The sequence below is a fragment of the Pseudomonas sp. ASL9 genome, from assembly GCF_056680335.1.
Genome location: NZ_CM155277.1, coordinates 3,309,079 through 3,330,100 on the forward strand (window position 1 = coordinate 3,309,079; position 21,022 = coordinate 3,330,100).

The following is a 21,022-nucleotide window of genomic DNA, read 5'->3' on the forward strand; positions in this document are numbered from 1 at the left end:
CCCTAGACCTGATTCAAAGGCCGCAAACCCCTGTTCGGCCAAGGCCACAGCGCGTGATCAACTCGTATTAAGGAAAACAAGATGTTGAATGTACGTAGTGGCGTGATCGCCCTGGGCGTGATGTGCGCGACTCAAGCGATGGCCGGTGGGCAAACGGATTCCAAGGGTTTTGTCGAAGACAGCAGCCTCAACCTGCTCCTGCGCAACGCTTACATCAGCCGTGATTACAAAAACGGCGTCCAGGACAAAGCCGAGTGGGGCCAGGGCATTACCGCCGACTTCGCATCGGGCTTCACTCAGGGCACCGTCGGCGTGGGCGTCGATGCATTCGCGCTGTACGGCGTTCGTCTGGACGGCGGCAAGGGCAAAAGCGGCAGAGCCGGTATCGACTTCTTCAAGCAAGGCGACAGCGGCGAAGCGGCTGACGACCTCTCCAAAGGCGGCGCTGCAATCAAGGCGCGTTTCTCCAATACCGTGATCAAGTACGGCGATCAAATGCCGTCGCTGCCAGTACTGAGCTACGACAACGTGCGTCTGCTGCCGGAAAGCTTCACCGGCACCCTGATTACGTCCAAGGAAATCGAAGGCCTTGAACTGAACCTGGGCCGTTTCACCGCCGAATCGCGCAAAAGCGCCGAAGGCCGTGATAGCGGCGATCTGAAGAGGATCGACGTCTACGGTGGTAGCTACAAATTCACTGACAGCTTCAGCGCGGCGTTTTACGCCTCCAACGACGAAGACGTGCTGAAGAAGCAATACCTCAACCTTAACTACGTGGTTGCACTCCAGAAGGATGAGTCGCTGACGTTCGACTTCAACGAGTACAAGACCACGCTGGACAAAGATTTCGCTGTCAACGATGCACGCGACAACAAAATCTGGAGCCTGGCGGCGACCTATGCGTTGGGTATCCACTCCTTCACCGTCGCGCACCAGCGCAGCACGGGCGATACCGGCTACAGCTACGGCGGCTACCGCAACAATGGCGGCACCGGTGACGGTGGCAACACCATCTACCTCGCCAACTCCTACTGGTCTGACTTCAACGCCAAGGACGAACGTTCCTGGCAGCTAGGTTACGGCATCAACCTGGGCACGCTCGTGGTGCCAGGCCTGACCTACAAAGTCGCCTACGTACGCGGCGACCACATCGACGACGGCACCGGCCGTGGCAATGGCGAAGAGCGTGAAATCTTCAGCCAACTGCAATACGTCGTGCAAAACGGACCAGCGAAAAACCTGTCCGTGCGCCTGCGCAACTCCTTCCTGCGCGTCTCCGACAACGCCAGCGCCTACAACGACGAAGGCAACGAAACCCGGATCTTCGTGGACTATCCGATCAGCATCTTCTGATGCTTGAACGTGTGAAGTGCTGATAAGAAACGCCTCGGGTTGATCGAGGCGTTTTTGTTTTTTTGGGGTGTCAAACACGCGGCCGTGACCACCTTCGCGTACGGCGGCAGCCATCACGCATTGATGGCGACAACCCACGGCGCTCGTTACCATGCACAAACCCCCTCGCACCCGGTCACCGCAATGGCCCTCGCTGCACCGCCCGACTTCAGTGACACCACCGTTCCCGTGCAGCCCTTGGCGCGGACGTATCCGCGTGGTCTGTATATCGAGCCGCACGAACATGTCTGGGGGCAGGTGCTGTACGCCATGTCCGGCGTCATGTGGCTCGAAACCCCACACGAAGCACTGGTCATCCCGCCGCACCGTGCAGTGTGGTTGCCGCCGGGTGTGGTGCATGGGATTCGGGTGGTGTCGGACCTGGAAATGCGCAACATCTACCTGCGCCCGGCGATTGCCGCGACGTTGGAAGGTACCGTGCAGGTCATTGAGGTCGGGCGCCTGCTGCGTGAGCTGATCCTTAATCTGGTGGGACAAGCTCAGGACCCGGCGGGGCAGGACCAACAAGGTCTGGATTACTACGAGGCGGTCGTCGGCCTTGCGCTGCTTGAACTGAAGCGAGCCAAGCGAACCGTGCTAAAAATCCCCCTGCCGGACGACTCCGACCGTCGCCTGATCAACCTGTGTCAGGCGGTTATGGCGTCGCCCTCGCTGGCGGTGTCCTTCGAGCAACACGCGGAAAATGCGGGCGCCAGCGTGCGGACCTTGGCCCGCCTATTTCAAACTGCGTTGGGCATGGGCTTTGCTGAATGGCGGCGACAGGTGCAATTGGCGACGGCGGTTGCCGAGCTGATTCAGGGCGTGCCGGTCAGCACCATCGCGCGCGACCTCGGCTATTCGCCCAGCAGCTTCAGCGATATGTTTCGCCGCGAACTGGGCGTGAGCCCTTCGCAGTACCCGGTCGGCGAACGCATCGCCTGACGATGACCTGCTTTTTTGCCCGGCGCTTTTTTGGCAGAGAGGCAGAAGCAGTTGACCGACAGCCTTTCTCACCCGCTCTTACACTCTGGTCACCTTAAATGCTGTCGCTCAGCCCCATGGCGCGACGCGATGTCCTGAGATGGAGCCCATCATGAACGCACTGCAATTTTCCAAAACCGGCGACCTCGCTGCCCTGCAATACATCGATGTGCCCAAGCCCATACCTGCCGAGGGCGAAGTATTGATCCAGGTGAAGGCCGCCGGCCTCAACCCCAGTGACGTGAAAAACGTACTCGGGCGCTTTCCCTACACCACCCTGCCGCGCATCCCCGGTCGGGACTTCGCCGGTATCGTCGTGGAAGGTCCGCAGGCATTGATCGGTCAAGAAGTCTGGGGTACCGGTAAAGAGCCGGGCTTCTTCCGCGACGGCTCGCATGCCGAGTATTTGACCCTGCCCGCCAAAGGCGTCGCCCTCAAACCCAAAGCCTTGAGCTTCGCCCAGGCCGCCAGCCTTGGCGTACCGTTCACCACCGCATGGGATGCCCTGGAACGTAGCCTGGTAACTGCCAACACCCGCCTGCTGGTGATCGGCGCCAACGGTGCAGTCGGCAGTGCAGCCCTGGCCCTGGCAAAAATCCGCGGTGCCCACGTCCTCGGTGCAGTGCGTCGGCCCGAACAGGTCAAAGCGCTCAACGACCAAGGCTTCAACGCCATTCAACTCGACACCCCCGAAGACCTCGCCGCCAGCGTCAACGCAGTCTTCACCGGCGGCGCCGACGTCATCTTCGACACCACCGGTTTCTGGCTCCCTGCCGCCGTCACCGCCCTGGCCCCCTTCGGCCGCATCGCTATCATCGCAGCGCCCATCGATGGGTATGTGCAACTGCCTGCGTTGGCGCTGTATCGCAAAGGCGGGTCTGTTGTGGGGATCAACTCATTGCTCTACGGGACAGAAGCGTGTGCTGGAATGCTGGACCAATTTGGGCGGTTTTTTGATGAAGGATTATTACCGTTGCCAACCGGCTTGTTTGAGTCGCCGTTGAGTGAGGGGCTGGCGCGGTATGACGAGGTGAACAAGGGGAGCGGGGATAAGGTGGTTTTGCTGCCTTAAAACGGGGGGCCGGAGGCCGGTTTGCTGGCCTCCAGGACGTCGCGCCAGGGATTGTTACCGTTTCGGTAAAGAACATTATGCTTCTTTTGGGTATAACTATATAACCATCCTTGTAAACTACGCACATTCCCTAGCAAGCGAATCACGCAGGGCATGGTACTTCGTGTTAGACCCCACTCTAAACGGTTTAACAACTTCATCCGCCTCCCCGGCAAGTGAAGTCAGTCAGTTGTGATTGATTTAAAGGCCTGTAAATAAAATGAAAAGTTTAATCGTACTTGCGTTGGTCGGTTTCTCTACAATCGCCGCTGCTGACGAAGTGCAAGCTGTTAGTAATCCAGCTGTTGAACAATACACATACGCCATGAAACTCGATATTGCTAAAGTTATTAGCATGGATTCAGTTCCAGATACATGTGGTGTTGTTCCAGTGCACATGACCTACGAAGACCATCAAGGTCAGCGTCACACACTCGAATACAGCGTGATGGGTAACGGCTGCTCAAACGGCTAAGCCTCACGCTTCAAGCAGAGCTGTGACCCAAGCCCCCTCCTATGAGGGGGCTTTTTGTTGTGCGCGCGTTAGGGCGCACGCCCTCGGCAACGGCTGCTGGTCATCGTGCAGCGCGTAGACCGGGCCGCTGACTGATCGGCGCAACGCCTGGGAAAACACCCTCTCAGACATTGTTACCGTTTCGGTAAAGAATATTATGGTTCTTTTGGGTTTAACTAAATACCCACCCTTGTAAACTACACACATGCCCTAGCAAACGAACTAAGCAGGGCGTGGTACTTCGTGTTAGACCTAACTCTTAATGGTTTAACAACTTCTTCCGCCGCGTTGGCAAATGAAGTCAGTCAGCTGTGATTGATTTAAAGGCCTGTCAATAAAATGAAAAGCTTAATCGTACTTGCATTTGCCGGTTTCTCTACATTCGCAGCGGCTGGCGAAGTTCAAGCTGTTAACGCGTCCGCCACGGAACTTGATGTCGCTAAAGTCATTAGCATGGACTCGGTTCCGGATACATGTGGTGTCGCTCCAATGCAAATGACCTACGAAGACCATCAAGGTCAGCGTCACACCCTCCAATACAGCGTGATGGGTAACGGCTGCTCAAACGGCTAAGCCTCACGTTTCAAGCAGAGATGTGACCCAAGCCCCCTCCTGAGAGGGGGCTTTTTGTTGCGCGCGCGTTAGGGCGCGGTGCGCGTAAGCGCAAGCTGGTCGGTTGGCGTCGACGCTGCTATCGCCCGAGAGGCCGGGACTGTCTGTTGACTTGCCTAGCCAGGCACGCCTAAGCTTCACATCTTGTAACAACTGAGATCGCATCGCCTTGGACAGTCATTGTAGTAAATCGGAAAAATTTTCCGTACATGCTTGGCACGACCTCAGCTAGATTCCCTTAGCCAACGTCTTGCCCAGTGCAGGACGTTGCGCGCATCAGTATCAAACTCCTTCGCGTAACTAAAACAGTAAACCTAAGCGCACAGATTTTTACCTGCGCTCCCAGATTGCCGCGCGCGTCTTACGTTCGCTGCGGTCGTAGGTTTTTGTACCCGTCGTCTGCGTCCATTTGCGCAGTGGCGGTTGTTTTAACGTGATCGTACCGCCAGGTGCGGAAAGGAGGGCGTCATGCCATCTCGATATTTGAAGCTGTGCCGCCACGCAAAACATGAAGGAGAAACCGTCTATGGACCCCAGTAGTAGTAGCTCGGTCACTCTGACTGAAATGGCGGCGCCTAGCGGGCAGTAGTACAACCATTACTGGCTGATCTCTCTCCGCGTTTTCCCCCGCATTTCTCTCAGCGTGACCTCCTCAGAGCCCTGACCTCTTCCGGTCGGTGGTTTAGTGCCCGTTTATTTTGCTTTTCACAGCGCCAGGATGCCTGATTTTTCCTCTGATGCCGGCCAATAGGCTATGGCTCGAAGAGGGCAAATGTATGCGCCTGTCTGGGGGAAGTGAAGGCACCTCACTGTTACGCTTTTGAGAGATTTCACAATGACCAGCATGAACACAAACGCCGCTGTCCTGGACAGCGCCCATAGCGGAGACATCCGAGGAGCCCTCGGTACCATCCGTCAAAGCGATACCGCCCCACGCAATACCTGGTGGCAGCGCTTCAAAACGCTCCTGGCCATTCTCGGTCCGGGGGTGATTGTGATGGTGGGAGACAATGATGCTGGCGCGTTCAGCACCTATGGCCAGGCCGGCCAGAACTACGGGACTTTACTGTTATGGACAATGGCACTGCTGGTCCCGGTGCTTTATGTAAACCAGGAAATGGTGCTGCGTCTGGGCGTCGTGACGGGTGTCGGCCATGCCCGGCTTATCATTGAGCGCTTCGGCAAGTTTTGGGGGGCGTTCAGCGCCATCGATCTACTAGTTCTTAATGCACTGACCATTGTCACCGAGTTCATCGGCATCAGCCTCGGGATGGACTTTCTCGGCGTGCCTAAAGTGGCTGGGGTGTGCCTGGCCGCAGTATTCATCATGCTCGCGGCGTGCACTGGCGACTTCCGGCGTTTCGAACGCTTCTCTTTGATACTTGTGGTTGGCAGCCTGATTCTCGTGCCCATTTTCGTGATGATCCATCCGCCCATGGCGCAAGTGGCTCACGACTTTTTCGTCCCGCAACTGCCTGCTGACGGCAAGCTGTCGGATGTGATGCTGCTGATCATCGGCATTGTTGGCACCACCGTGGCGCCGTGGCAGCTGTTCTTCCAGCAAAGCTACATAATCGACAAGCGCATCACGCCGCGTTTCATTAACTACGAGCGCGCCGACCTCTGGCTGGGCATCGCGCTTGTGGTGATTGGCGCTGTAGCAATGATTGCCTTTACCGCGCAAGTTTTCGTCGGTCACCCAGAATTCGGCAACTTCACCGATGCGGGTGCCATCGCGACAGGTATTGCCAAATACCACGGTCACCTGCCGGGCGTGCTGTTCGCGATCGGGCTGATCGACGCCAGCATCATTGGCGCAATGGCGGTATCGCTGTCGACCGCCTATGCACTCGGCGACGTACTTAGCTTGAAGCATTCCCTGCACCGCAAACCAGGTGATGCCAAGGGCTTCTATGTCATGTACTGCGGCCTGATCGCGCTCGCTGCGGCGCTGGTGTTGATTCCCGGTGTGCCGCTCGGACTGCTGACAAACGCGGTGCAAACGCTGGCGGGTGTGTTATTGCCAAGTGCCACCGTCTTCCTGTTGTTGCTTTGCAATGATAAAGAGGTGCTCGGCCCATGGGTAAACAACCGTTTCACCAATGTGATTACCGCCTTCATTGTGACGGTGCTGGTGCTGCTGTCGGTCATCCTGACCGCTGCGGTAGCGTTCCCGGACATGTCCGGTGAAACCATCACCAACATCCTCATCGGCGGTGGCATGGTGGGACTCGTCATCGCAATTGCGGTGAATGTGCTGCATGCCCGCGAGGCGGCTAATAATGGCAGGTCGCTCGACCCCGTTAAGATCACCACGAAAATGCTACACAACTGGAGGATGCCTCCACTTGATCAGTTGAAGCCGATGATAATGTCGCAACGCAACCGCATCTGGATGGGCGTGCTGCGCGGCTATCTGGTGGTGGCAATGGGCATGGCAATTTACAAGGTAGTCCAGTTGGCGCTTGCTTAAATGTGTGAGCTGGCGGGATAGAAAGCAACAGCGCTTTTATCCCGCCGATGGCGTCTTACTCGCAGCATTACGATTCACTGGACTGGCTTCTCGGCGGACCACGTTATGCCATTCGCAGGCAAGCCTGCTCCCACAGAGATATGTGATCTGCTGTGCAGCCTGTGAGCAGGCTTGCCTGCGAATGATGCGACTCGATATCGCTGACCCACCAGACAAAGAAAAGCCCCGCATCTGCAGCAATGCTGTTCACTTAAGCCGAAGGTCAGCAGTTTTTGATTGCTCAATCTACGGCGAAAGCCAAGAAAAACGGCATTGCTCCATAGGTGGGGCTTTTTGGAAAAGTTGTGGACGGGTTGTAACGAAGGAAGGCGCTCCGCGCCCTTGAATGGTCGACTTTAAATACCTCTGGATTACCCCTCAGCCTGTCTTTATAGCGCAAGGGGCAATCCCAAGGGATTCGTCTAAACCTAAGCCTCCCAGCCCGCCCCACTGATCGCTGCCTGCGCCAGTGGGTGCAAGTCTGCCCCTTGATGCTCCGTCTGCCAGGCCAGCAATTCCTTGCGCATGCCAGGCGTCCAGAACATCTGCAGATGATTACGCACGCCGAGCACGGCCTGTTGCTGGTCCGGTTCGCCGGCGAAGTACTGGGCGATTTGGTTGGCCATTTTGATCAGGTTGGCAGTGCTCATCGGCGTACCTCTGCTTTTGTTCCGGCGGTGCGTGCCTGGCGGCGTTCGTCGAGCAGGCTTTGTTGTTTGTCGCTGAATTCCTGGTAGCGTTTTTGCCACTCGGAAGGGTGGTAGACGCGGCTGACTTCCACGGCGGTGACCTTGTACTCCGGACAGTTGGTGGCCCAGTCGGAGTTGTCGGTGGTGATGACGTTGGCCCCCGATTCAGGGAAGTGGAAGGTGGTGTACACCACGCCCGGGGCTACCCGTTCGGTGACCCGCGCACGCAGTACGGTCTGTCCGGCGCGGCTGCCGATGCCGACCCAGTCACCTTCGTTGATGCCACGGCTCTCGGCGTCGGTCGGGTGGATTTCCAGGCGGTCTTCGTCGTGCCAGGCGACGTTGTCGGTGCGCCGGGTCTGGGCGCCAACGTTATACTGGCTGAGGATGCGCCCGGTGGTCAGCAGAAGGGGATAGCGATTGTTGACCTTTTCCTCGGTGGGCACGTAGCCGGTGAGCATGAAGCGCCCCTTGCCGCGCACGAATTCCTCGATGTGCATGGTCGGCGTACCGTCCGGTGCCGCGTCGTTGCACGGCCATTGCAGGCTGCCGTGGCTGTCCAGTGCGGTATAGCTGACCTTGCTGAAGGTCGGCGTCAGGCTGGCGATTTCATCCATGATTTCTGACGGGTGCTGGTAGTTCATGGGGTAACCCAGTGCATTGGCCAGGGCCACGGTGCCTTCCCAGTCGGCCTTGCCGCCCAGAGGCTCCATGACTTTGCGCACCCGGGAGATGCGCCGCTCGGCGTTGGTGAAGGTGCCGTCTTTTTCCAGGAACGAGCTGCCCGGCAGGAACACGTGGGCGAACTTGGCGGTTTCGTTGAGGAAAATGTCCTGCACGACGATGCATTCCATAGCCGACAGCGCTGCGGTGACGTGCTGGGTATTGGGGTCGCTCTGGGCGATGTCTTCGCCCTGGCAATACAGGCCCTTAAAGCTGCCGCCCAGGGCTGCCTCGAACATGTTGGGGATGCGCAGGCCCGGGTCGGGTTGCAGGGTGACGTTCCAGGCCTGTTCGAACTGCGCCCGTACCACCTCGTTGGAGATGTGCCGGTAGCCGGGCAGCTCGTGAGGGAAGGAGCCCATGTCGCAGGAGCCCTGAACGTTGTTCTGCCCACGCAGCGGGTTCACGCCCACGCCTTCGCGGCCGATGTTGCCAGTGACCATGGCCAGGTTGGCGATGCCCATGACGGCGGTGCTGCCCTGGCTGTGCTCGGTAACGCCCAGGCCGTAGTAGATCGCGGCATTGCCGCCGGTGGCATACAGACGGGCGGCGGCACGGATGTCGGCAGCGGCTACACCGCAGATGTCACCAAGGACTTCCGGTGAATTTTCCGCGCGGCTGACGAACTCGCGCCAGTGGGCGAAATCGCTGCCCTCGCAACGGGCGTCGATAAAGGCCTGGTTGAGCAGGCCTTCGGTGACGATGACGTGGGCCAGGGCGTTGAGCATGGCGACGTTGGTGCCTGGGCGCAGGGCCAAGTGCAGTTCGGCGCGGGCATGCACCGAGTCCACCAGATCAATGCGTCGCGGGTCGATGACGATCAGCCGCGCGCCTTCACGCAGGCGGCGTTTGAGCTGGGAGGCGAACACTGGGTGGGCGTCGCTGGGGTTGGCGCCCATCACCAGAATCACGTCGGCCTGCATAACCGAGTCGAAACTCTGGGTGCCGGCGGACTCGCCAAGGGTTTGTTTCAGGCCATAGCCGGTAGGCGAGTGACAGACCCGCGCACAGGTGTCGACGTTGTTGTTGCCAAAGGCGGCGCGCACCAGTTTTTGCACCAGGTAGGTTTCTTCGTTGGTGCAGCGGCTGGAGGTGATGCCACCAATGGAGTCGCGGCCGTATTTTTGCTGCAGTCGGCGGAATTCGCTGGCGGCGTAGGTCACCGCTTCATCCCAGCTGACTTCCTGCCAAGGGTCGTTGATGTGCTTGCGGATCATCGGCGTGGTGATGCGATCCGGGTGGGTGGCGTAGCCCCAGGCAAAGCGCCCTTTGACGCAGGAGTGGCCGTGGTTGGCGTGGCCGTTTTTGTCTGGAACCATCCGCACCAGCTTGTCGCCTTTCATCTCGGCGCGGAACGAGCAGCCCACGCCGCAATAGGCACAGGTGGTGATCACGCTGCGTTCGGGCTGACCCAGTTCGACCACGCTTTTTTCCATCAGGGTCGCGGTGGGGCAGGCTTGCACACAGGCGCCGCAGGACACGCATTCCGAGTCGAGGAAGTTATCGCCACCGGCAGCCGCGACCCGGGATTCGAAACCGCGCCCGGTGATGGTCAGGGCAAAGGTGCCCTGGGTTTCTTCGCAGGCGCGCACGCAGCGGTTGCAGACGATGCACTTGCTCGGGTCGTAGTCGAAGTAGGGGTTGGAGGTGTCCTTGACGTCGGCGAGATGGTTGTCGCCTTCATAGCCGTAACGCACCTCCCGCAGGCCGACCTGGCCGGCGACGGTTTGCAGCTCGCAGTTGCCGTTGGCCGAGCAGGTCAGGCAGTCCAGCGGGTGATCGGAGATGTACAGCTCCATGACATTGCGGCGCAGGGTTGCGAGCTTCGGCGTCTGGGTGTGCACGCTCATGCCTTCGCTGACCGGCGTGGTGCAGGACGCCGGGTAGCCGCGCATGCCATCGATCTCCACCAGGCACATGCGGCAGGAGCCGAAGGCTTCCAGGCTGTCGGTGGCACACAGTTTGGGAATGGTGGTGCCCAGCAGCGCGGCGGCGCGCATCACCGAGGTCCCTTCAGGGACACTGATGCTGCGGCCGTCGATGTTCACGGTGATCTGCACCTGGCTGTCGCGGGCCGGGGTTCCAAGGTCGATATCTGTGGCAGGGTCAAAGAGAGTGATCATTGGTCGGCCTCCGAGGGCTGCAGACCGAAGTCGGCGGGGAAGTGCTTGAGGGCGCTGGCCACCGGATAGGAGGTCATGCCGCCCAACGCGCACAGCGAACCGTATTGCATGGTGTCGCACAGGTCCTTGAGGATGATCGCCTGCTCATCACGACCGCTCTGGTCAGGCGCGGCCAGCAGGCGGTCGATCACCTCCACGCCCCGGGTCGAGCCGATGCGGCAGGGGGTGCATTTGCCACAGGATTCCTCGGCACAGAACTGCATCGCAAAGCGCGCCATGCGGGCCATGTCCAGGCTGTCGTCAGCCACCACCACACCACCGTGACCGAGCATGGCGCCGATGGCGGCGAAAGCTTCGTAATCCAGCGGAGTGTCGAATTGCCCTGGCGGAACCCAGGCGCCGAGGGGGCCGCCAACCTGGGCGGCCTTCAGCGGCCGGCCACTGGCGGTACCACCGCCGTAGTCTTCCACCAGTTCCCGCAGGGTCAGGCCAAAGGCCCGTTCCACCAGCCCGCCGTGACGAACATTGCCCGCCAGTTGGAAGGGCATGGTGCCCAGGGAGCGGCCCATGCCGTAATCGCGATAGAACTGCGCGCCCTTGGCCAGAATCAGCGGCACCGAGGCCAGGGTCAGCACGTTGTGCACCAGGGTCGGCAGGCCGAACAGGCCCTGCAAGGCGGGGATGGGCGGCTTGGCGCGGACGATCCCGCGCTTGCCTTCGAGAGAGTCCAGCAGCGCGGTTTCTTCACCGCAGATGTAAGCGCCGGCACCGACGCGCACTTCCATATCGAAAGCCTGGCCGCTGCCGCCGACATTGGCGCCGAGGTAACCGGCGGACCGGGCGATTTCCAGCGCCTCGCGCAGTGTGGCCACGGCCTGTGGGTATTCCGAGCGCACATAGATGTAGCCGTAGCTGGCCCCGACGGTGATGCCTGCAATGGCCATGCCTTCGATCAGCAGGAAGGGGTCGCCTTCCATCAACATGCGATCGGCGAAGGTGCCCGAGTCGCCTTCGTCGGCGTTGCACACAATGTATTTCTGCGCCGCCTGGGTGCCGCGCACCGTGCGCCATTTGATCCCGGCCGGGAAGGCCGCGCCGCCACGGCCACGCAGGCCCGAATCGAACACGGCGGTCGCGGTCTGCTCGCCGCCCAGGGCGATGGCCTGGGTCAAGCCCTCGAAACCGCCATGGGCTTGGTAATCTTCCAGGGACAGCGGCCGGGTAATGCCAGCGCGGGCGAACAGCAGGCGTTGTTGAGTCTTTAGATAAGGCAACTGCTCCACCGGGCCCAAGGCCAGTGGATGGGCGGACGGCTCGCCTTGCAGCGCATCGAGCAGGGACGGCACATCGGCAGCGGTCAGCGGGCCGAAGCCGATACGGCCTTGCGGGCTGTCCATTTCCAGCATCGGTTCCAGCCAGTACAGGCCGCGAGAACTGGTGCGTTGCAGGTCCAGCGGCAGATTGCGTTCCCGGGCCTGAGCGGCAAGGGCCACGGCCACCTCATCGGCACCCACGGCACGGGCAAGAGAATCACCGGGCAGATAGAGGCACGGCATTATGCGTTCTCCTGGCAAGCATCGAGCAGGGCATCCAGACGTTCGGCGCTGAGCCGCGCATGCACCTGGCCATCCAGCTCCAAGGCTGGCGAGCAGGCGCAGGCGCCGAGGCAATACACCGGGCGCAGACTGATGTTGCCGTCGGCGCTGCTGCCGTGGTCGTCCAGTTGCAGGCGCTCGCGCAACTGCGCTGCGAGCTGCTCGGCACCGCGGCTCTGGCAGGACTCGGCCCGGCACAGACGCAGGATATGCCGGGCCGGGGGCGCGGTACGGAAGTCATGGTAGAAGCTAATCACCCCGCGAATCTCGGCCTGACTCTGGTTGAGGGCGTGGGCAATCTCGGGGATGGCGGCATCGGGGATGTAACCGATGCCCTCCTGAATCTCATGAAGGATCGGCAACAGTGCGCCGGGGGAGCCCTTGTGGCGCTCCAGCAGGCTGTTGACCATAGGCAGGTACAGCATCTCATCAGGCATACAGCATTCCTCACGGTCACGGGCAAACCAGGCGGTTGTCGGTTGTCCGAAAGTGTCGGCTGCGGCACTCACACCACGTCACGGTATCGTGGCATTTTCAGGCCGTTGGCCAGGCACCCTTGACGGGCATCTTGTTGGGCCCGGTGCGGTCTTTGCCGCACCTCTTCAGGGCATAAAAGGCAGCTTGCCACGCAGCCTTTTATTCAAACGCACCAAAGCGACGTGTTCAGTTCTCTCTACGACCACCCGTTAAGTCTAGAAGAGGGTGGGCTGAGGCGTCGTCCCTGAATGGTCGTTATGGCCTTAACGGATTGCTCGTCGGATTCGCGATAGCGCTGCACGTAGTCCTGGTACTCAGCGTAGCCTGCGATCTTTTCTAGGAAACAGCCGGATTCGCGTTGGGGTTGAAGATTTTAAGATCAAAAGATCGCAGCCTTCGGCAGCTCCTACGGGGACCCCCGTTTGCTGCGCGACAGCACGGCGTCGGAGACGGGGCAGGGCCTCTTATCAAAATTTGTAGGAGCGTGGGGGACGCCCAGTCCTTGCCCGCGATGGAGCCGGGGTCGCGCTCGACCGAAGCGGTCCCAAAATGCTGAATACGGTTCTCTCTGGTAGCGTCGGGCGCGCTGATTTACGACTGCTGCGGTCGGACGCGACCCCGGGCCGATCGCGGCGGGACGCGTAGTTGCAAGCGCGCTCCTAGTTTGCTGCGCGACAGCGCGGCGTCGGAGACGGGGCGGGATCTCCTACGGGGGTGCGGGGGGGGCGGGGGTTGTGGGGTGTTTTTGGGCGATGGGTTTTCTGGATGGCGGAAACAAAAAAGGCCCACCTTTCGGTGAGCCTTTTTTCTGTATCTGGTGCCGGCACCAAGAGTCGAACTCGGGACCTACTGATTACAAGTCAGTTGCTCTACCAACTGAGCTATACCGGCGTGATGGGCGCAGATTATATATAGATTTTTTGGGATGTAAACCCCTAGCTGACTGATTCGATTGCAAAATTTTTTCGAGGGGCTTTTTCGCTGGCTCTGTCTTGCAGACATCCTCAGGCGGCTGCCGCTAGCGGGGTGTTTTCTCTTGTTTTGGTCATGATGTGTGCGCGGTTCGCCAGCCTGTACGTTGCCTGCGAAGCGAGGTTTTTGTGGGTCGCATTCTGTTCCGCTGGAATGCTTATGCACAATTGACGTTAGAAGTGGCGCATCAAAGGCTGATTTTGTGGCGCCGTTCTCAACCGTCGCAACTTGCTGTTTTTTCGACTTTTTAAGACATGGACAAAAAATGATCAATGGCTGATTTGGCTAACACGCTCAGGTTTCTGTGCACTGTTTGGATTTTCATCAACAGACTTATCCACAGGCAGGGCGCGGATGAGTGGAGTCTTTATGCTGCTCCATTCCCCCGCGCCGTTGCATCAGCGGCCTTGGCAGTCTTCCACGCGCAGTACGCGTTCCAGCAGTTTGAAACCGCGTACCAGCACGTAGGCCATCAGCAGGTAGAACATCCCGGCGGCGAAGAAGATTTCGACCGGCAGGTAGGTCCTGGCGATGATGGTTCGGGCCATACCGGTCAGTTCCAGCAGGGTGACGGTGCTGGCCAGCGCGCTGGCTTTGAGCATCAGGATTACTTCGTTGCTGTAGGCCGGCAAGCCGATGCGCGTGGCACGCGGCAGGATGATGTAGAACAAGGCCTTCCACTTGGACATGCCCAGCGCCCGCGCTGCTTCAATTTCGCCCGGAGGAATAGCTTGGATCGCGCCGCGCAGAATCTCGGCGATATAGGCTGCCGTGTGCAGGGTCATGGTGACGGTCGCACACCAGAACGGGTCGCGCAGGTACGGCCATAGCGCGCTCGCTCGTACCGCGTCGAATTGTGCCAGCCCGTAATAGACCAGAAACAATTGCACCAGCAGCGGCGTGCCGCGAAAGAAGAAGATGTAGGCGTAGGGTAGGGCGCGTACGGCCAGGTGCCGTGACGAGCGTGCGATGCCCAGTGGTATCGCCAGAATCAGCCCGGCGACGACGGCGATGGCGACCAGCTCCAGCGTCAGGGTTGCGCCCTGGGCCAGCCTTGGCAGCCATTTGATGATGACTTCCCAGTTCATGACGAACTCCTCGCGAAACCGCGTGCGGCGCGTTTTTCCAGCAGGTACATGCCGATCATCGCCAGCACTGTCAGCCCCAGGTACATGAAAGCGGCGACCATATAGAAGGTGAACGCCTGTTTGGTGAAGCTCACGGCGATCTGCGAATGACGCATGATTTCCTCAAGGCCGATCACGGATACCAGCGCCGTGTCCTTCATCAGGATCATGAACAGGTTGCCCAGGCCGGGCAGGGCGATGCGCCACATTTGCGGCATGATCAGCTTGATGAAGATCCGTGATGTGGACATGCCGAGTGCCTGACCGGCTTCGCGATGACCTTTGGGGATGGCGAGGATGGCCCCCCGGAACACTTCGGTCGAATACGCGCCAAAGCACAAGCCGAGCGCGATCACGCCAGCCGCGAAGGCGTTCAGCTCGAGGTCGGGGTTGCCGAACACTTCGCCGAGGCTGCGCATCAGGTTGACCGTGCCAAAGTAGATCAGCAGGACCCAGAGCAATTCCGGGATGCCGCGCACCAGGGTTGAGTAGGTGCCGCCAAGCCATTGCAGCGACTTGTAGGGTGAGGTTTTTGCCAAGGCGCCGAGCAGACCGAGCACCAGCCCCAGGCATAAAGCCGAGAGGGCGAGTTTGACGGTCATCAGCGCGCCAGCCGCAAGGGCCGGGCCGAATCCGTAGATATCAATGTTCATGGGTAGGCTTTGCTAGGGGACTGGCACCGCGACGCGCTTGCTGAAACAAGGCGTGCGGTGCCCGTCGGGCAGGTCAGAGAATACTGAACGGGAAATATTTGTCGTTGATTTTCTTGTAGGTGCCGTCGGCGATGATTTCTTTCAGCGCTTTGTTCAGCGCCTCACGCAGCGGATCGCCTTTGCGTATGGCGATGCCGATCTTGTCGTTGTCGAACACGGGGTCGCCTTTGAATTCAAAGCCGCTGCCGGCCTCGCTTTTGAGCCATTCGTAGTTGACGAACTTGTCTGCCAGGAGTGCATCGACACGTCCGGAGGTCAGGTCGAGGTAGGCGTTTTCCTGGGTGTCATAGAGTTTGATGGTGACGGTGTCGCCCAGGTTGTCTTCGAGCCAGCTACCGGCCAACGTTGCACGCTGGGCACCAATGATTTTGCCTTTCAAGGTTTCCTTGAGGGTGGCCTTGTCGATGACCAAATCAGTGGCCTTGGGCGCGACGAACTGCAGCTTGTTGGAATAGTACGGGTCAGTGAAGTCGACGGCCTGATTGCGTTCTTCGGTGATCGACATTGAGGAAATCAGGAAATTGAATTTGTTCGCGTTCAAGGCCGGGATGATGCCGTCCCAGTCGGACGTGACGATCTCGCATTCAACTTTCATCTTGGCGCAAAGGGCGTTGCCAATGTCGACGTCGAAACCGACGACCTGGCCGCTGGCGTCTTTGTTATTGAACGGTGGGTAGGCGGCTTCGATGCCCATTTTCAGTTTGTCTGCGGCAAAGGCACTGGTCGCGAAAGCCATGGTAACGGCGGCGGCCAGGAGAAATTTTTTATACACCTGCATTCGTGTTACTCCGTTAACGGTTGCTTGACATGAATTGTTTACAGCGTGCCGACAGGGGGCTTTCAAACACTTGTTGCGGCGACCCTTGTTCTTCGACGAGGCCCTGATGCAGGAACACTACCTCGCTGGACACCTGGCGGGCGAAGCTCATTTCGTGGGTCACGAGTAGCATGGTCCTGCCTTCTTCGGCGAGCGCGCGGATCACGTTGAGGACTTCCTGGACCATTTCCGGATCGAGGGCCGAGGTTGGCTCATCGAACAGGATCACTTTAGGCTGCATCGCCAGGGTACGGGCGATGGCTGCGCGCTGTTGCTGACCGCCGGACAGTTGGGCCGGGTACACATGGCGTTTGTCGCCGATGCCGACTTTGGCCAGCAGTGCCTCGGCGACTTCGGTGGCTTCGGCCTTGCTTTGGCCCAGCACGCGACGCGGCGCCTCGATGATGTTGTCGAGTACGGTCATGTGCGGCCACAGATTGAAGTTCTGGAACACGAAGCCGATCTCGCTGCGCATGCGATTGATCTGCTTGTTGTCGGCGGCGACCAGATCGCCGTTTTTGGCGGCCTTGAGTTTCAGCTCTTCGCCAGCCACCAGAATTTGCCCTTGGTGCGGGTTTTCCAGCAGATTGATGCAGCGCAGCAGCGTTGATTTGCCTGAACCGGAAGATCCCAGGATTGAGATCACATCGCCATCGCGGGCGGTCAGCGAAATACCTTTGAGTACTTCAAGCGAACCGTAGCGTTTGTGCAAATTACGGATTTCCAGCGCGGGCGTGGCCTCAGCCATGTGCGGTCCTCATTGTGTTCTGTGTGCTCCTGCTATTGGCGGCCTTCCTGGCGAGCGCAAAGCTAGCATAGCGTTTGAAAGCAAGCTGCCAGTCGTTGACGGGTTGTCGCATCGCTAACGCAGACTGTCGCGCGGACACAAGCCGGATACCCGATTGGCGCATTCGTCGAGGGGCAGATGGGTAAAAAAGGGCCGCGATGGTGCCAGTTTGGAGGGACCGTTGGAATGTTTATTGTCCTTTGCGCATTTCCTCGGCCATTCCACGTCTGCACCACATAGGAGCGCACGCCAGGCGCAGTGTGTACTTGTCATGCACACCGTTGTTAAGTTGATGGGGCGTTCAGTAACAAATCCTACAAAATGGCAAAATGCCATCTCTATCAAGCGCTTATGGAACATGGCGCGAGGGCGTCTATCTATGGGCGACGTCGCTATTGACACATTTTGGCGTAAATCTTGCGTAAAAAATAAGGAACAGCGTCGTTGCTTTCTTTTTACGAAGCGCACGACGTGTACGACGAACTGAATATCGCTTCTATGCAAAGGTAGTTTTAATGAGCAGCGCGCAAAACTCTAATGACCTTGATCAGGGTCTCAAGTCGCGACACATCACCATGCTTTCTATCGCGGGTGTGATCGGCGCCGGCTTGTTTGTCGGCTCGGGGCATGCCATTGCCGAAGCAGGCCCGGCTGTGCTGTTGGCCTATTTGGCGGCGGGTACGCTGGTGGTTTTGGTGATGCGCATGCTGGCCGAGATGGCAGTGTCCTCACCTGATACGGGTTCGTTCTCTACGTATGCGGACCGTGCCATCGGGCACTGGGCCGGTTTTACTATCGGTTGGCTGTACTGGTGGTTCTGGGTGTTGGTTATCCCGCTTGAAGCAAACGCCGCCGCGACGATTCTGCATGCCTGGTTTCCCGGCATGGCCATTTGGGCATTTACGCTCGTCATCACGTTGCTGCTTACGGCGACCAACCTGTTCAGCGTGAAGCATTACGGCGAGTTCGAATTCTGGTTCGCCCTGATCAAGGTGCTGGCCATTATCGGTTTCGTCATCTTGGGTGTTCTGGCGATCTTCGGTTTGTTGCCTGGCAGCCAGGTCAGCGGCGTTGGTCATCTGGTCGATACCCACGGTTTCATGCCCAACGGGATGGGCGCTGTGCTGGCGGCCATGCTGACCACTATGTTTTCGTTCATGGGCACCGAGATTGTTACGATCGCTGCGGCTGAATCGAAGAACCCGAGTGAGCAGATCACCAAGGCCACCAACTCGGTGATCTGGCGGATTTGTCTGTTCTATCTGGTGTCGATTTTCCTCGTTGTCGCGTTGGTGCCTTGGAATGACAGCCGCCTGCCGTCGCTGGGTTCTTATCAGACCGTGCTCGACATGATGGGCATCCCTAACGCCAAACTGATCGTCGATCTGGTGGTGTTGGTCGCCGTGACCAGCTGCTTGAACTCGGCGCTGTACACGGCCTCGCGGATGCTCTTCTCTCTGAGCAAGCGCGGCGACGCACCTGCTGTCGCCAGCCGCACCACCGGCAGCGGCACGCCTTACTGGGCGGTCATGCTGTCCACCGCAGCGGCCTTCCTCGCTGTATTCGCCAACTATGTCGCACCGGCTGCGGTCTTCGACTTCCTGCTCGCCAGCTCCGGTGCCATCGCACTGCTGGTGTACCTGGTCATTGCCATCTCCCAACTGCGCCTGCGCCACAAACGCACCGCCAATGGCGAGACCATCGCCTTCCGCATGTGGTTGTTCCCTGGTCTGACATGGGCCGTTATCGTCTTCATCGTCGGCGTGCTGACCATCATGTTGTTCCAGGAAGAACACCGCGTCGAAATCCTCGCTACCGGCGTGTTGAGTGTGTTGGTCATCGTGGCGGGATTGTTGGTCGCAAGACGCCGCAACATCGCGATACGCCAGGGCAAGGCTGTACTGAGTTAATGAGGTAAGGCTGTTGTAGGTCTCTGTAAAACAAAGCGGCCGCGATCAGTGATGATCGCGGCCGTTTTTGTTTGGAGTGGGTTTTATTTGAATGGGTCGAACGGGTCGCCTTCGGCAGCAATTAGCGCCTCTCCTTCCTTGGCCACGATTTCAAATGCTCTGTCGAAATCGTCTATAAAGTCGGGCTGTTCCATCCGTTCGAAGGAGATGGCAGTATCGGTACCGTGCGCCCATTCCCAGTAGCGTGCGAGCATGAGCGCAAGCGTTGTCGACAAGGGTTCGGTTTCGTCAGTCGCCAACGCAGCAAGCGCTAACGGTCCTCGAAAAAAGGTCAGAAGCATTTCGAACTGGCTGACCGACTCTGCTTTCTTCAGCGCCTCGAAATGCTGATACATCAAGTCGGTAAGAAGCGCTTCTTCATCGGGTCCGAACAGGTCGTCTTCATCGTCCAGCAAATCGTCGTCAAACCCGGATGAAAAATAATCAATATCGAGTGGAGTGTCGTCAGGTGTAAAGGCAGGTCGTACGCTGCGCGCCACTCGCTGCTGCTTGGCCTTTGCTTTTGCTCGATTAGCCCGTTTTTGCTGCTTGTTCAGGGATGCCATGACTGCACTCCTCGGGTGTGATCGAAAGCTAAAGCCTAGCAAAACATCGCCTGACGGCAAACTGATCAGTCGTGTTTATGCTTGCGTTTGTGCTTGCCGCTGCTACCGCTGGCCATGTCATTGGCGATGGCGCCGCCTGCTGCGCCGCCCAGGCCTGCGCCAACGGTTGAGCCGGCAGTACCGCCCAGTTTGGCGCCGATCAGCGAGCCACCTGCCGATCCGAGGCCGGCACCGAGCGCTGCGGAGGTCTTGTGACCTTTGGGCGCGGAGATCGCGCCGCCTGCTGCGCCGCCGACACCTGCACCCAATGCTGCACCAGTGCTGCCGCCCATTTTCTGGCCGACGACGTTACCCAGCGCGCCGCCGATACCACCGCCGAGCGCGGCGTTGAGATCGCCACCGGCCATGGCGCTTTGGGCAACCAGAAGTCCGAGGGCAAGGGTAAGGGCAGAAAGTGTTGTACGCATGTTGCGAACCTCAAAGGAAAAGGGTGGTGCAAGGGTGGGGGAGGACAGGCTCCTGGAGCCTGTCCGGTAGATCAATCTCAGTGAAACGAGGTTTTGTTCTTTTCCTGCAGAATCCGTGACGCCTCGTTGTAGTCGGCCTGGAATGTCGGGCCTTCCATCCATACAACGGCAGCGTCTTCGTCTTCGTCGTAGAACATTGCCCGGTACATGATGAGCAGGCTCATCAAGAAATCGGTGGCGTTCTCTTCTTCCTCTTCTGCAATGACCAGTTCCAGTACCGGGTATTGAAGAAAGACCACACACATTGCCAGTTGGCTGATGGCTTCGGCGGCTTTCATGGTTTGGAACAGGTCGTCGAAGTCGGCCGGATCGAAGCCGTTTTCAAGGATGTCCTTGAAGTCGAACGTGCTCAGGTCAATGTCGACGTCATCGAAAGGCTGATTGACTAGCGGTGACGCGAGAACCGGATGGACGACGCTCTGCGCAGGCTTGCCCGCGCGGTTCTGCCTGGCCTTCGTCTTCGCCCGTTTGGCGCGTTTCTGCTGTTTGTCTGACGAGGCCATGGGCTTGGGTCCTTTTGCAGGCAGGGGTGACGTTGGGGCGCTATTGAAGCGCATACGTTTTGAATAGCCAAGGGGCGGGGTCAGCCCCTGTGCTATTGACCTATAAATAGCGCCCAATAAAAAACCCCTGAATCTTTCGATGCAGGGGTTTTTCGGTATTTATGGTGCCCAGAGACGGAATCGAACCGCCGACACGGGGATTTTCAATCCCCTGCTCTACCGACTGAGCTATCTGGGCAACGGGGCGCATTAGACTTGTTTTTCGGGGGGTCGTCAAGCGTGTTGTTAAAAAAATTTCAGTTATTACCGTCGCTTACGACCCTTACCTGTTG

18 protein-coding genes and 2 tRNA genes are annotated in these 21,022 nt (G+C 58.9%); 7 read left to right on the forward strand and 13 right to left on the reverse strand.

Features of this window, described 5'->3' with window-relative positions:
* Positions 1-81 precede the first annotated feature (81 nt).
* The 6 genes from AC1ME2_RS15230 to AC1ME2_RS15255 all read left to right on the forward strand — a co-directional run bounded on the left by AC1ME2_RS15230 (position 82) and on the right by AC1ME2_RS15255 (position 7,083).
* Positions 82-1,353: an OprD family porin gene (locus AC1ME2_RS15230; protein WP_480434938.1), complete on the forward strand. Its 1,272-nt coding sequence runs from the start codon at positions 82-84 to the stop codon at positions 1,351-1,353.
* 183 nt (positions 1,354-1,536) lie between these two features.
* Positions 1,537-2,334, forward strand: coding sequence for an AraC family transcriptional regulator (locus AC1ME2_RS15235; protein WP_480442157.1), 798 nt, complete (start codon positions 1,537-1,539; stop codon positions 2,332-2,334).
* Between the two features lie 151 nt (positions 2,335-2,485).
* Positions 2,486-3,445: a quinone oxidoreductase family protein gene (locus AC1ME2_RS15240; RefSeq protein ID WP_480434940.1), complete on the forward strand. Its 960-nt coding sequence runs from the start codon at positions 2,486-2,488 to the stop codon at positions 3,443-3,445.
* A gap of 259 nt (positions 3,446-3,704) precedes the next feature.
* On the forward strand, positions 3,705-3,959 hold the full coding sequence (locus AC1ME2_RS15245; RefSeq protein WP_480434941.1) for a DUF2790 domain-containing protein: 255 nt from the start codon (positions 3,705-3,707) through the stop codon (positions 3,957-3,959).
* A 378-nt stretch (positions 3,960-4,337) separates the two neighbouring features.
* Positions 4,338-4,571, forward strand: coding sequence for a DUF2790 domain-containing protein (locus tag AC1ME2_RS15250; protein ID WP_480434942.1), 234 nt, complete (start codon positions 4,338-4,340; stop codon positions 4,569-4,571).
* An 874-nt stretch (positions 4,572-5,445) separates the two neighbouring features.
* Positions 5,446-7,083, forward strand: a complete 1,638-nt coding sequence (locus AC1ME2_RS15255; protein ID WP_480434944.1) for an Nramp family divalent metal transporter — start codon at positions 5,446-5,448, stop codon at positions 7,081-7,083.
* A gap of 467 nt (positions 7,084-7,550) precedes the next feature.
* On the opposite strand, the gene AC1ME2_RS15260 is transcribed toward AC1ME2_RS15255, so the two are convergent.
* The 9 genes from AC1ME2_RS15260 to AC1ME2_RS15300 all read right to left on the reverse strand — a co-directional run bounded on the left by AC1ME2_RS15260 (position 7,551) and on the right by AC1ME2_RS15300 (position 17,106).
* Positions 7,551-7,772 (reverse strand): formate dehydrogenase subunit delta, encoded by a 222-nt coding sequence (locus tag AC1ME2_RS15260; RefSeq protein WP_480434945.1) that lies wholly within the window; start codon positions 7,770-7,772, stop codon positions 7,551-7,553.
* On the reverse strand, positions 7,769-10,657 hold the full coding sequence (fdhF, locus tag AC1ME2_RS15265) for a formate dehydrogenase subunit alpha (RefSeq protein ID WP_480434946.1): 2,889 nt from the start codon (positions 10,655-10,657) through the stop codon (positions 7,769-7,771). Before fdhF ends, AC1ME2_RS15260 begins: the two co-directional genes overlap by 4 nt.
* Positions 10,654-12,213 carry a formate dehydrogenase beta subunit gene (locus AC1ME2_RS15270; RefSeq protein WP_480434948.1) on the reverse strand — a complete coding sequence of 520 codons (1,560 nt, stop codon included), beginning with the start codon at positions 12,211-12,213 and terminating at the stop codon, positions 10,654-10,656. The genes fdhF and AC1ME2_RS15270 overlap by 4 nt, the downstream gene beginning before the upstream one ends.
* Positions 12,213-12,689: a formate dehydrogenase subunit gamma gene (locus tag AC1ME2_RS15275; protein ID WP_480434949.1), complete on the reverse strand. Its 477-nt coding sequence runs from the start codon at positions 12,687-12,689 to the stop codon at positions 12,213-12,215. The genes AC1ME2_RS15270 and AC1ME2_RS15275 overlap by 1 nt, the downstream gene beginning before the upstream one ends.
* 855 nt (positions 12,690-13,544) lie before the next feature.
* A tRNA-Thr gene (locus AC1ME2_RS15280) sits at positions 13,545-13,620 on the reverse strand.
* Between the two features lie 479 nt (positions 13,621-14,099).
* Positions 14,100-14,789 carry an ABC transporter permease gene (locus tag AC1ME2_RS15285; protein ID WP_480434951.1) on the reverse strand — a complete coding sequence of 230 codons (690 nt, stop codon included), beginning with the start codon at positions 14,787-14,789 and terminating at the stop codon, positions 14,100-14,102.
* On the reverse strand, positions 14,786-15,481 hold the full coding sequence (locus AC1ME2_RS15290) for an ABC transporter permease (RefSeq protein WP_480434953.1): 696 nt from the start codon (positions 15,479-15,481) through the stop codon (positions 14,786-14,788). The genes AC1ME2_RS15285 and AC1ME2_RS15290 overlap by 4 nt, the downstream gene beginning before the upstream one ends.
* Before the next feature lie 73 nt (positions 15,482-15,554).
* Positions 15,555-16,319: an ABC transporter substrate-binding protein gene (locus AC1ME2_RS15295; protein WP_480434955.1), complete on the reverse strand. Its 765-nt coding sequence runs from the start codon at positions 16,317-16,319 to the stop codon at positions 15,555-15,557.
* A 13-nt stretch (positions 16,320-16,332) separates the two neighbouring features.
* Positions 16,333-17,106 carry an ABC transporter ATP-binding protein gene (locus AC1ME2_RS15300; RefSeq protein ID WP_480434957.1) on the reverse strand — a complete coding sequence of 258 codons (774 nt, stop codon included), beginning with the start codon at positions 17,104-17,106 and terminating at the stop codon, positions 16,333-16,335.
* 554 nt (positions 17,107-17,660) lie between these two features.
* Between AC1ME2_RS15300 and gabP the strand changes: the two genes are divergently transcribed.
* Positions 17,661-19,055, forward strand: a complete 1,395-nt coding sequence (gene gabP, locus AC1ME2_RS15305; protein WP_480434959.1) for a GABA permease — start codon at positions 17,661-17,663, stop codon at positions 19,053-19,055.
* Positions 19,056-19,138: 83 nt separating this feature from the next.
* Here the strand turns inward: gabP and AC1ME2_RS15310 are convergent, their stop codons facing one another.
* The 4 genes from AC1ME2_RS15310 to AC1ME2_RS15325 all read right to left on the reverse strand — a co-directional run bounded on the left by AC1ME2_RS15310 (position 19,139) and on the right by AC1ME2_RS15325 (position 20,928).
* The gene (locus AC1ME2_RS15310) at positions 19,139-19,660 is read right to left on the reverse strand and encodes a hypothetical protein (protein ID WP_480434961.1); all 522 of its coding nucleotides are present in this window, start codon (positions 19,658-19,660) and stop codon (positions 19,139-19,141) included.
* A 65-nt stretch (positions 19,661-19,725) separates the two neighbouring features.
* On the reverse strand, positions 19,726-20,127 hold the full coding sequence (locus AC1ME2_RS15315; RefSeq protein WP_480434963.1) for a hypothetical protein: 402 nt from the start codon (positions 20,125-20,127) through the stop codon (positions 19,726-19,728).
* A gap of 77 nt (positions 20,128-20,204) precedes the next feature.
* Positions 20,205-20,690, reverse strand: a complete 486-nt coding sequence (locus AC1ME2_RS15320; RefSeq protein ID WP_480434964.1) for a hypothetical protein — start codon at positions 20,688-20,690, stop codon at positions 20,205-20,207.
* A 162-nt stretch (positions 20,691-20,852) separates the two neighbouring features.
* A tRNA-Phe gene (locus AC1ME2_RS15325) sits at positions 20,853-20,928 on the reverse strand.
* Positions 20,929-21,022 lie beyond the last annotated feature (94 nt).

What these genes read in the sequence shown, in the direction of transcription:
- AC1ME2_RS15230 (WP_480434938.1), top strand. Translation starts at nt 82, where the DNA reads ATGTTGAATGTACGTAGTGGCGTGATCGCCCTGGGCGTGATGTGCGCG.
- AC1ME2_RS15235 (WP_480442157.1), top strand. Translation starts at nt 1,537, where the DNA reads ATGGCCCTCGCTGCACCGCCCGACTTCAGTGACACCACCGTTCCCGTG.
- AC1ME2_RS15240 (WP_480434940.1), top strand. Translation starts at nt 2,486, where the DNA reads ATGAACGCACTGCAATTTTCCAAAACCGGCGACCTCGCTGCCCTGCAA.
- AC1ME2_RS15245 (WP_480434941.1), top strand. Translation starts at nt 3,705, where the DNA reads ATGAAAAGTTTAATCGTACTTGCGTTGGTCGGTTTCTCTACAATCGCC.
- AC1ME2_RS15250 (WP_480434942.1), top strand. Translation starts at nt 4,338, where the DNA reads ATGAAAAGCTTAATCGTACTTGCATTTGCCGGTTTCTCTACATTCGCA.
- AC1ME2_RS15255 (WP_480434944.1), top strand. Translation starts at nt 5,446, where the DNA reads ATGACCAGCATGAACACAAACGCCGCTGTCCTGGACAGCGCCCATAGC.
- AC1ME2_RS15260 (WP_480434945.1), bottom strand. Translation starts at nt 7,772, where the DNA reads ATGAGCACTGCCAACCTGATCAAAATGGCCAACCAAATCGCCCAGTAC.
- fdhF (WP_480434946.1), bottom strand. Translation starts at nt 10,657, where the DNA reads ATGATCACTCTCTTTGACCCTGCCACAGATATCGACCTTGGAACCCCG.
- AC1ME2_RS15270 (WP_480434948.1), bottom strand. Translation starts at nt 12,213, where the DNA reads ATGCCGTGCCTCTATCTGCCCGGTGATTCTCTTGCCCGTGCCGTGGGT.
- AC1ME2_RS15275 (WP_480434949.1), bottom strand. Translation starts at nt 12,689, where the DNA reads ATGCCTGATGAGATGCTGTACCTGCCTATGGTCAACAGCCTGCTGGAG.
- AC1ME2_RS15285 (WP_480434951.1), bottom strand. Translation starts at nt 14,789, where the DNA reads ATGAACTGGGAAGTCATCATCAAATGGCTGCCAAGGCTGGCCCAGGGC.
- AC1ME2_RS15290 (WP_480434953.1), bottom strand. Translation starts at nt 15,481, where the DNA reads ATGAACATTGATATCTACGGATTCGGCCCGGCCCTTGCGGCTGGCGCG.
- AC1ME2_RS15295 (WP_480434955.1), bottom strand. Translation starts at nt 16,319, where the DNA reads ATGCAGGTGTATAAAAAATTTCTCCTGGCCGCCGCCGTTACCATGGCT.
- AC1ME2_RS15300 (WP_480434957.1), bottom strand. Translation starts at nt 17,106, where the DNA reads ATGGCTGAGGCCACGCCCGCGCTGGAAATCCGTAATTTGCACAAACGC.
- gabP (WP_480434959.1), top strand. Translation starts at nt 17,661, where the DNA reads ATGAGCAGCGCGCAAAACTCTAATGACCTTGATCAGGGTCTCAAGTCG.
- AC1ME2_RS15310 (WP_480434961.1), bottom strand. Translation starts at nt 19,660, where the DNA reads ATGGCATCCCTGAACAAGCAGCAAAAACGGGCTAATCGAGCAAAAGCA.
- AC1ME2_RS15315 (WP_480434963.1), bottom strand. Translation starts at nt 20,127, where the DNA reads ATGCGTACAACACTTTCTGCCCTTACCCTTGCCCTCGGACTTCTGGTT.
- AC1ME2_RS15320 (WP_480434964.1), bottom strand. Translation starts at nt 20,690, where the DNA reads ATGGCCTCGTCAGACAAACAGCAGAAACGCGCCAAACGGGCGAAGACG.